At 34.6% G+C, this 11487-nt stretch carries 7 protein-coding genes; 6 read left to right on the top strand and 1 reads right to left on the bottom strand.

The window, feature by feature from the left end; translation table 11 throughout:
* Nucleotides 1-220 precede the first annotated feature (220 nt).
* The 6 genes from C8N41_RS01815 (at nt 221) to C8N41_RS01840 (ending at nt 10545) form a co-directional block, all read left to right on the top strand.
* Nucleotides 221-919, top strand: coding sequence for a PspA/IM30 family protein (locus tag C8N41_RS01815; protein WP_115838003.1), 699 nt, complete (start codon nt 221-223; stop codon nt 917-919).
* A gap of 54 nt (nt 920-973) precedes the next feature.
* On the top strand, nt 974-1687 hold the full coding sequence (locus C8N41_RS01820; RefSeq protein WP_115838004.1) for a hypothetical protein: 714 nt from the start codon (nt 974-976) through the stop codon (nt 1685-1687).
* Nucleotides 1688-1710: 23 nt separating this feature from the next.
* The gene (locus C8N41_RS01825; protein WP_115838005.1) at nt 1711-3783 is read left to right on the top strand and encodes a flotillin family protein; all 2073 of its coding nucleotides are present in this window, start codon (nt 1711-1713) and stop codon (nt 3781-3783) included.
* A gap of 230 nt (nt 3784-4013) precedes the next feature.
* Nucleotides 4014-8882, top strand: coding sequence for a DNA repair ATPase (locus C8N41_RS01830; protein ID WP_115838006.1), 4869 nt, complete (start codon nt 4014-4016; stop codon nt 8880-8882).
* Between the two features lie 255 nt (nt 8883-9137).
* Entirely contained in the window at nt 9138-9998 is an 861-nt protein-coding gene (locus C8N41_RS01835; protein WP_115838007.1) for a cupin-like domain-containing protein, read from the top strand.
* 61 nt (nt 9999-10059) lie between these two features.
* Entirely contained in the window at nt 10060-10545 is a 486-nt protein-coding gene (locus C8N41_RS01840; protein ID WP_092447777.1) for a DUF6646 family protein, read from the top strand.
* 275 nt (nt 10546-10820) lie between these two features.
* Here the strand turns inward: C8N41_RS01840 and C8N41_RS01845 are convergent, their stop codons facing one another.
* On the bottom strand, nt 10821-11294 hold the full coding sequence (locus C8N41_RS01845) for a regulatory protein RecX (protein ID WP_115838008.1): 474 nt from the start codon (nt 11292-11294) through the stop codon (nt 10821-10823).
* Nucleotides 11295-11487: the final 193 nt, after the last annotated feature.

The raw sequence follows: 11487 nt of genomic DNA on the forward strand, positions 1-11487 counted from the left end.
CACACTATAAATCCTGTCCTAACCGACAGGATTTTTTTGTTGCTACTGTAACAAAACTCAAATAAGTGCTACATATTATATGTAAGCTTATCGCTACATCCGGAATAGCGATAAAATTCAACCATTACATTCTTATCAAGGCTTTAATCTTTTAAAAATGTATCCTTTAGTTTAGAATTTATTGTAAGGTATTTCAATTAAAAGTACTAGATTTAACGCTATGAACATCTTTAGAAAGCTATTCAATTTTTTTCAGGCTAAAGCTAATACTATGATAGATAATCAGTATGAGCTTGAAGACGCCATTAAAGAACAACTGAATCACTTAAAAGAAGAACTTTCTCATGCTACGGAACATTTAAATAAAGTGAAAGCGCTCGCAATTCGTGTAAAAAATGACAATGACGAATATGCCGCTAAAGCAAAAAAAAGCGAAAATGAAGCTGTTGCTATTTTAAAAAAAGTACAGCTTAACCAAATTGATGTTTATGAAGGAGATCGCTTAGCCAGAGAAGCTTTGATAAAAAAAGAAGCATTATTAGCAAAAATGAAAGCTACAACAGCAAAACGCGATAAATTAGACTATAAAGTTGAACTGTTAAAAGGAAATGTAGCTGTGATTGAATCAAACATTTCAGACTGGGAAAAAGAGCTTGATACTTTAAAGGCTGAAATTAAAATAATTGAAGCCGAACAAAACATAAACAAACAAATGATACATCTAGATGCACAAAGTATTTATAACAGATTGAAGTTTTTAAAAGAAAAAACACAAGAATTTCAAGACATAAAAGCGCAACCAGATAATTATATAAACTTAGACGACGCTATAGATTTCACACTAGATGATAGCGTATCTAAAGCTAACGAAGAACTAAAAAAATTAAAAGAACAATTAGGCATAAAAAACAGTAATTAATCAGTTATTTTACAACACGCGCTCAAAATGAGCTCACTTTAAAACCACAAACCATTGGAACAGTATTTAGACATCGTATTCTCACATGTTAACATTACGCTCAGCATTTTGTTAATCCTCCTGATTTTATATTGGGTCGTTACCATGTTTAGTGGTATTGATTTCGACTTAGATGTCGATGTTGACATTGATGCAGATGTGGATATGGAAGTAGAAAGCGGTCTGGAAAGTGGCAACATAGATTTTCAAGATGTTAGCAATGTAGAGGTAGACCGTCAGCACGTTGTAAATAAAAGAACTCGAAATTTAAAGTGGTGGCAGGTTGTGTTAATCTATTTCAACTTTGTTGGCTTACCATTTATGTTCACCTTTACCTTCTGGATTTTTAACTGGTGGCTCATATCTGTCATCACAACAACGCTAACCAATAATTATAATACCAGCTTTGGATATGCTATTGTTTTACTGGCAATACTACCATCATTGTTTCTTACAAAAATCGTAACAGTACCATTTAAATCCTTCTTTAAAAATTTAAATAAAGATGGTGACAAAGCAATTGACTTCATAGGTTTAGAAGCAAAACTTCTATCTACTATTTCAGGAGAAAAAATGGGCAATGCCGAAGTTATAGTCGATGGAAACGTTATGACGATTTATGTAAAATCTTTAGACACGTCAGAACTTAAATTTCATGAAAAAGCACTAATAATTAAACAATCCGAAGACAAAAACTACTATTTCGTTGCAAAACCGAACCTTAATTAACATTTAAAAACCAAATAAAAACCATGGAAGGAATCTTACCTCTTATTTTAACCGGACTGGGAATAATTTTATTCCTAATCATTGTGTATTTCGCAATCATTGCGATGTTTTACAAAAAAGTACCACAAGGACAAGCACTTGTCAGAACAGGTTTTGGCGGCACAAAAGTAGCCACAGACAAAGGCTTGTACGTGGTTCCTGTATTTCATCGTGTGGAGATTATGGATGTCTCAGTAAAGAAAATTCAAATAGAACGTTTGGGCACAGAAGGTCTTATCTGTAAAGACAATATGCGTGCAGATATTAAAGTTGCCTTTTTCGTTCGTGTAAATAATGAAGTTGAGTACATTAAGAAAGTAGCACAAACTATAGGTGTAGATCGTGCCTCTCGCATAGAAACTTTAGAAGATCTTTTTGAAGCAAAATTCTCTGAAGCCTTAAAAACAGTTGGTAAGAAGTTTGAATTCATCCAGTTATATGAAGCGCGTCGCGAATTTAGAGACGAAATCGTGGATATTATTGGTACAGATCTTAACGGTTACACACTAGAAGACTGCGCTATCGATTATTTAGAGCAAACAGCAGTTTCATTCTTAAAACCAGATAACATCTTAGATGCAGAAGGTATTAAGAAGATTACTGATCTTACAGCTGAGCAAAATATTAAAGCCAATTTAATAAAGCGTGATGAAGAAAAAATCATCCGCAAACAAGATGTAGAAGCGCAAGAAGCTATATTAGAATTGGATAAGCAATTAGCTGAAAAAGAAGAACAACAAAAACGCGAAATTGCTAACATAAAAGCCCGTGAAGAAGCCTCAACATTAAAAGTAGCTGAAGAAGAGCGTTTAAAATCTGAAACGGCTCGTATTGCAACTGAAGAAAAAGTAAAAGTTGCCGAAGAAAATATGCAACGACAAATCGTCGTAGCTGAAAAGAATAAGCAGCGTACAGAAGCAGTTGAAATAGAACGTGTAGAGAAAGATCGTTTATTAGAAAGAACCGAAAAAGAGCGTATTGTAACCTTGGCTCAAATTGAAAAAGAGAAGGTTGTAGAAGTTGAGAAAAAGAACATTCAAGATGTTATTAGAGACCGTGTTACGCTAGAAAAAGGTGTGGTTGAAGAGCAGGAAAACATGAAAGATATCGAAGCTTTCAAAACTGCTGATAGAGCAAAACAAGTGGCAATAACTAACGCTGAAGCGGCTGCACAAGAAGACTTAATAAAAACGATTAAATCTGCTGAAGCACAGAAAGAAGCTGCAAAACAAAAAGCTGAGGAATTAAACATAGAAGCACAAGCGCAAAAAGAAGCGAGTGAAAAAGAAGCGGAAGCTCGTAAAACACTTGCGGAAGCAAAAGCAAAAGAAGAAGCTACAATTGGTATGTCTGAAGCACAAGTAATGCATGCAAAAGCGGAAGCTAGCGAAAGACAAGGTGTTGTTGATGCTTTAATCATTCAGAAGAAGGCAGAAGCGGAAGCGAGTGGAATTTCTGCTAAAGCGGAAGCTAAACGTTTAGAAGGGTTGGCAGAAGCTGAAGTTATTAAAGAAAAAGCGATGGCAGATGCTTCAGGAATTGAAGAAAAAGCGGAAGCTATGAAGAAGTTAGATGGTGTTGGTAAAGAACACGAAGAATTCAAACTTAAACTTGATAAAGAATTACAAGTTGACTTGGCTAAAATCAATATTCAGAAAGAAATCGCTGATGCACAAGCTCAAGTAATTGGTGAAGCCTTAAGAGCTGCTAAAATTGATATTGTTGGTGGTGAGACTATGTTCTTTGAGCAAATTATAGGACAAATAACTAAAGCCAAGGGTTATGATCGTTTGGTACAGCACTCAGAAACTGTAAGCGAAGTAAAAGATGCTATACTAAGTAGCGATGATGTAAAAGGAAACCTACTCGATAAAGTAAAATCCTTTGCAGACAAATATGGTATTAGTTCAGAGGATATTAAAAACTTAACCATTGCTAATTTATTGAGCAATCTACAAGACAAATCTGATGATAAAAGTGAACAAACCATGTTAAGTAATCTATTCAACCTGGCAAAAGGTATGGGATTATCTAACAAAAAGATGAATGATTTATAAAAGTTGTAAGGCTGTTTAAAAAAGTTCTATTTTTTAAACAGCCCTTTTACAAACCTTTGAGAGACGCGTAGTTATTTATGTCTCCTCGAGCGCAGTCGAGAGATTTTAATTAAAATTTTAAACATTATTAGGTCGCGACTTTAGTTTATCCTGAGCGCAGACGAAGGGCTCGACCAGACATCAAATTTATGATGATATTTTGAATGTACTATAAAGAACTTTTATAAAAAATGGCAGACAACCAAACTGATGATAACACAGCTTTAGATTCTGGAACTTACGAAATCATTCAGAGTCGTTTACTAAAGCAAAAAAACGATTTACAAAACCGTTTACATCGCCTTAACGAAGCGCGTAAAACCGTTTTTGGATCCCTAGAAACACAACTTATTGCTAACGATCGTATCAATACGGAGAACAACTGTATTGCCAGAGATATCGTATCTATAGAAAACCAAAGCTTATTTGGGTATAACGTACATTTTGGACTGCGTACGTCTATTTCTTTGAGTGATGTTTTTAGTGTTTATCAGTTTCAGCGACACGATGATTCTTTCAGGTTTGAAGAAAGTCCGACAGGATTACAAATTATTGATGATCCTGTGTTTAAAAACGACTTCGAAAATCTATATAAATATTATCGAAATACCATTTTTTCAAAGTTTGCCATTATTGGGAATTACCTCCACATGGTATTTCAGTTAAGCGAATCGGTTTCGGATATAAAAACATTCAAATGGCTTATTAATGGTAATACTTTAGAATATGTAGATAATCGTAGCGAGCACGAATACAAATACCCTAAGCAATACGATTTTATCTGGAATGAAGCAGGTCGTGATCATCAACGCAATGGAAAACATGCACACGTTTCTATATTAGATAAGGTTTTTGTAGAAACTATTGGTGGAGATTTAACTATTAAAGTCGAAGATAACACAGACGACGGCAAAGGTATTTACAGTGAAGATGTTGAGCATAAAGATCAAACACTAGATGATGGTCAATATCGTTATGCCGATTTGGGAAATCTTATTGTTTTAGAAATAAAACCATTTCAAGAACAACCACGATATTTTGTTTACAACCATAAACTTAAAGTTGTTGAAAAAGTGGATTCCATTGCACAATCTGCTGTTTTGTTACCAGACGATCAAGGTATTATTTTCCCAAGTGGATACTATCTACAAACTGGTGAATACAATGTGTTTTCAAACACAACGTATCAATTAAAATTTCAACAAAAAATAACCTCACCTAACGGAGAAGATCATCTTTATATTTACTACGATCCTAAGGAGGGTGTTTATGTTTTAATGTCTTACAACGTTATTGAGCAGGAAGTCAAAACACCTATTATCTGTAATGGATTTACAATTTTAGATAATGGTGAACTGTGTTATTTCCGCACTGAAGAAGAACAAACCAAACATCATATGATGCAAATATGGCAAACACCATATTTAAAAGGCGATATTATGCCTTCTGAGCATCAAGACACGTTACTTTACAAAATTGGGAATAAGGATATTGTTAAGGCCATGGCCGAAACGAATGAACTTATCACTCTACTCAATAAAGAAGATAGTTATGACGGGTTGTATGATGATATTGCACGAGTATCTAAAGACATTTTAGATGCTTATTATTGGATTTCTAAAGAAGAAACCCAACAACTAAATATACCTTTGGCTGAAATCAACAAAGCCTCTAATGCTGCTATAGATGAATTTGAAAAGGTAAAACAATTACGCAAACAAGCTGAGCAAGAAACCCTTTCTATTTCTAAGAAGTCAGAAGAGTTATTCAGTAAGATAAAAAGTACATCTTTTAAATCTATTAACGATTTTGTAAATCTGCTAACACAATTGCGTTCTATTAGAGGTGAGGCTATTGGATTGTACGAAGTTCGTTATGTAGATCATGATTTCATTAAAGGCATTGAAACCCAAATCTTAGAGCAAAACGACACCATTTCTAGGCGTGCAACAACATTTCTTTTAGATGATAAAGCTTTAGAGCCGTATCACAATGCTATTAACGAAAAGCAAAACACACTAGAGGAGTTAAAAAAGGTCATAGAGATAAAAGCCTTAGAGGAAGAGGTCAATAAAATTGCAGAAGATTTAGAGCTGCTTATCGACATTGTATCAAATCTCGATATTGAAGACACCTCACACTCCACTAAAATTATTGAGAATATCTCTTTGATTTTTGCGACAATTAATCAGGTTAAAGCAGCAATAAAAAACAAATTAAAAGCTGTTGGCAAAAAAGAAGCGCAGGCCGATTTTACTGCGCAACTCAAACTTATTGACCAAAGTATCATCAACTATATTGATATTGCCAACACACCTGAAAAATGTGATGAATTTCTCACGAAGGTTTCTATTCAACTTGAAGAATTAGAAGGCAAATTTTCAGATTTTGAAGATTACATTTCAGAAATCATAGAAAAACGAGAAGAGGTTTATTCGGCTTTTGATAATCGCAAATCTAGCCTTGTAGAAGCTCGAAATAAAAAAACAATTGCCTTACAAAATGCTGCGCAACGCATTATAAATGGTGCACAAAAAAAGGCACAATCTTTAGAAGATATTGCTGCTATAAATGGCTATTTTGCCAGTGACCTTATGATAAATAAGGTACGAGACATCATTGGTCAATTAAAAGACCTTGGCGATATTGGTAAATCTGAAGCCATAGAAACAGCACTTAAAGTCGCGCGTGAAGATGCATTACGAAAACTAAAAGATAAAAACGAACTCTACGAAGATGGAGACAACGTTATAAAATTAGGAAAGCACAAGTTTGGTGTTAATAAGCAGCAACTAGATGTAACCATCGTTTTTAAAAATGATGAATTATACTATCATCTAACAGGTACCGATTTTTATCAAAAACTAAATCATGATGTACTTAACAACTCAAAGGACATTTGGAATCAAGAATTAATTTCTGAAGACCAACAAGTCTATAGAGCTGCATACCTTGCCTACAAGATGTTCTCTACTGGTGATAAAACAGCGCTAAATAAACTAAATGATGCTGAGTTACTCAGCCATGTACAAGATTACATTAGTGGTGATTATTCAGGTGGTTATGTTAAAGGTGTTCATGATTTTGATGCCACAAAATTCCTAAAGGTTCTTTTACAAAAACATCAGGAATTAGATCTATTAATCTACCCACCAAACGTACGAGCCGAAGCACAATTTTTCTGGAATAATCTTTCAGAAGAAAGCCTAAAAGCATATAATCATGATTTAAAAAGTGCTGGTGAAGTTTTGGCTGTTTTTCCAAACAGTAAGGAATATGATTTTATCATTGATGCGTTAGCTGAAGACATTGAAACTTCAAGAAAAATTGAGGCTAGTAGTGCCAAAACTATTGCCGAATATCTTTTTAACGAACTCAAAGACAATGACACATTTACGGTTAGTAGCGAAGCTATAAAATTAAAAGATGCTTTTGAAAAGGAATTAAAAGCGCAAAAAGCTACCGAAAAATTCAAACAACGTCTTAACGATAGTGCCACACAAAAAGATCGCATAGAATTGGTAAAGCATTGGGTTTCGGCATTTGCAAAGGCAAATAAAAACACGTTGGTTCCTTATGTAAATGAATGTGTGGCTTGTATTTTGTATAAAAACGATAGCGCTTCTAATACTGCTGTTGCAGAAACTGAAATTAAAGATTTAAAAGGCGTTCATCCTAGTACTATTGATGGCACCTTTCAATTTAGCTATCATAAATTCTCTGAAGAACTAGAGCATTTTAATAGTGTAAAAGTTCCTGCATTTTCAGCTTTTAAATCGGCTAAACATGAGGTTATAGAACAACTCAAGGAACAATTGAGATTAGATGAATTTAAACCTCGCGTACTAAGTTCTTTCGTTAGAAACAAACTTATTAATCAGGTGTATTTCCCACTTATTGGAGATAATTTAGCAAAGCAATTAGGTACAATTGGAGATACCAAGCGTATAGACCGAATGGGTCTATTGTTACTAATTTCACCACCTGGTTATGGTAAAACGACTTTAATGGAATATGTAGCCAATAGACTTGGCTTAATATTTATGAAAATTAATGGTCCTGCCATAGGCCACGAAGTTACCTCTGTAGATCCTGAAGCTGCAAATAATTCTGCTGCCAGAGAAGAGCTTAAAAAATTAAACTTAGCTTTTGAAATGGGTGATAATGTGATGCTGTATTTAGACGATATTCAGCATTGCAATCCTGAGTTTTTACAGAAGTTTATCAGTCTATCTGATGGTACACGTAAAATTGAAGGCGTTTACCAAGGTAAACCTAAAACTTACGATTTAAGAAGTAAGAAGTTTTGTGTGATTATGGCTGGTAATCCGTATACAGAGAGTGGAGAAAAATTCCAAATTCCAGATATGCTTGCCAACCGTGCAGACATCTATAATTTGGGTGACATTATCGGAGATACAGCCCATTTGTTTGAGTTAAGCCTTATCGAAAATGCCTTAACAAGCAATCCTGTTTTACAACAATTAAGCACCAAATATTTTGATGATGTGTACACCTTAATTGACCGTGTACAGCATAACACAGCAGACGCAGAACTTAAGGGCAATCATAGTAACCAAGAGGTTGCCGATTATGTTTCTGTGATTGAAAAAGTCATTAAAATAAGAAACACAGTCCTCAAGGTTAACGAAACCTATATTGCCAGTGCTGGTATGGAAGACAGTTATCGCACAGAACCTAGCTTTAAGCTACAAGGATCGTACAGAGACATGAATAAGTTGGTTGCCAAAGTAGTGCCTATAATGGATGATAAAGAATTGCAAACCTCAGTATTATCGCATTACGAAAACGAATCACAAACTTTAACTAGCGCTGCAGAAGCCAACCTCTTAAAGTTTAAGGAATTAAGCAATTCGCTAACCGAAGAAGAGCAACAGCGTTGGGAAGACATTAAAGTGATTTTTGCAAAAAACAATAAGTTGAATAGTCTAGGTGGACAAAACCAAATGTCGCAAATTATAGCACAAATGGCTGACTTTACAGATAATATTGAAGGTATAAAAGAAATACTGAGGCAAGGATTTTTAGACAAAAAATAAAATATTATTATAAATACAAGAGGTTGTCTGAAAATTATGATAGTCTGTCATTCTGAACTCGTTTCAGAATCTCAATGAACTCATTTTATTTTTTTTAGAATCTGAAACAAATTCAGATTGACAAAATCTTAACTTTTTATACAGTTTTATCTTTTCGCTATAGGATTTACTAATCAGTAATAAGTTATTTTTTATCATACAATTTAAACCAATTGGTAACGTTTTCTTAACTTTGGCCTTCTAAAGTTTTAACTGTTGCAATTAAATCTTCAAGACATACCTCGCGTAAAAACCATTACAAAAGAGGATTTTATAACCCATTACTTCAAACCACAAAAACCTGTGGTGATAGAGCATTGTATCGAAGATTGGCCAGCATATTCAAAATGGAGTTTAGATTACATCAAAACCATTGCAGGCGACAAAACCGTTCCGCTGTACGACGACAGACCTGTAGATTATAAAGACGGCTTTAACCAAGCCCATGCCGAAATGAAAATGAGCGATTACGTAGATTTACTTCAACGCGAACCTACCAGATACCGCATTTTCTTATGGAACATTTTAAAAGAAGTACCACAACTTCAAAAAGATTTTAAGTTTCCAGATTTTGGACTCCGACTCATGAAAAAGCTTCCTATGCTATTCTTTGGCGGACGCGATTCTTACACCTTTATGCATTACGATATCGACCTTGCCAATATCTTTCATTTTCATTTTGAAGGTCAAAAACAATGCATATTATTCGACCAAGACCAAACCAAATACCTCTATAAAGTACCACACGCTTTAATTACGAGAGAGGATATTGATTTCGCAAATCCCGATTTAAAAAAATGGCCAGCGCTAAAAAAAGCAAAAGGCTGGACCTGCGAATTAAACCACGGAGAAGTCCTCTATATGCCAGAAGGCTATTGGCATTACATGCGTTACATTACACCAGGATTTTCTATGAGTTTGCGTGCTATTGCCCGAAATCCTAAAAACCTCAGCAAAGCCATTTACAACCTGTTGATTATGCGCAACTTCGATAATGTTATGCGACGCCTCAAAGGACAAAAATGGATTGACTGGAAAAACAAAAAAGCCATTGCAAACACAAATCGGTTCAATTAAATTTCTGACAGTAAATGAAATACAATTTGTATATTTGACCCTTATTTTTAAAATGAAAAACATGAAAAATATTTTACTAGTTGTCGCTTTACTTGCCTTTAGTTTTGGTAATGCACAAGCTTTTATGGGAGAAGGAGATCAAAAATTCCAAGTGGGTGCTAATCTTCAAGACCACGCCTCAGGTATTAATGTAAGCTTCGATCACGGTTTAGGAGAAAATATCTCGGTTGGTGTATCCTCATCTTACGCCTTAGGTGGTGCTGATGGAATAGAAGACTTAGATTTTGGAGATCGCTTCGACTTAAAAGGGCGTTTTAATGCGCACTTAGGAAACGTTCTTAATATCGACGAAAACTTTGACCTTTACCCAGGATTAAACCTCAGCCTTAAAAACTTTGGTGGTCATGTCGGTGCACGTTATTTCTTTTCTGAAGGTTTTGGTGTATTTACAGAAGCTAATTTCCCATTAGCCAAGTACGACAAAGACGAAATCATTGACATACACAATCAATTTACGGTAAATATCGGTGCTGTTTTCAACCTATAATAAAACCTTGAGCAATTAGCCATTAGCTAGTGCCTAAAACAAATAGAATAAGCCTTTTCATTCACGTGTTAAGGCTTTTTTTTTAGAACTAATCCAACCCAGAACGAACATTAACCCCCTAAATCAACGTCCTTATTTCAAACTCACCCTCTCAAACCTAATACCTAACCCCTAATCCCTAATACCTAATACCTAATACCTCAAACCTAATACCTAATACCTCAAACCTAATACCTAATCCCTAATGCCTAATCCCTAATGCCTATCCCCCTCAATCACCCAAAATAGTCATTCAACCTCTCATAAACCAAAGCCGATTCCCAACCACGATACAACAAATAATCAGCGACCTTTTTCTTCTTCTTATACACATTAGGCTCTTTAACCTGAGCCATACGTTTTTGTATCAAGTCATCTAAGGTGCTATAATAATCATCCAGATCAATTTCTTTTAAAGCGGTATCAATACTATATTTAGAAATTTCCCGAAACTTTAACTCGCGCACCAAACGGTTTTTTCCCCATTTCTTAATTCTGAATTTCCCACTTACAAAGGCCTTAGCAAAGCGTTCTTCATTCAAAAAATTATCAGAAATTAACTGCACCATAATAACATCAATAGCTTCCGGAATCATACGCATATCGCGTAGTTTCTGCCGTACCTCTTTATGGCAACGCTCTTGGTAGGCACAATAATGCTCTAGTTTCTTTTGGGCTTCGTCTACGGTATATGTTTTTTTCACATCCATACATTTCAAAAATACAATAGAATGTAAAAACAACCACCGTTTAAATCTTATAAATAAAAAGGAAGCTATAATAAGGCATCGTGTTCAATATTAACATTTTATCGGTATTTTAAGTACTTAAAAGAGAATTTGTAAGAAATCTTAACAATTTGTTAATAATTACCTACTTTTCAAGACACTGACCTACAGACTA

Source organism: Winogradskyella sediminis (genome assembly GCF_003387355.1).
Taxonomy (GTDB): Bacteria; Bacteroidota; Bacteroidia; order Flavobacteriales; family Flavobacteriaceae; genus Winogradskyella; species Winogradskyella sediminis.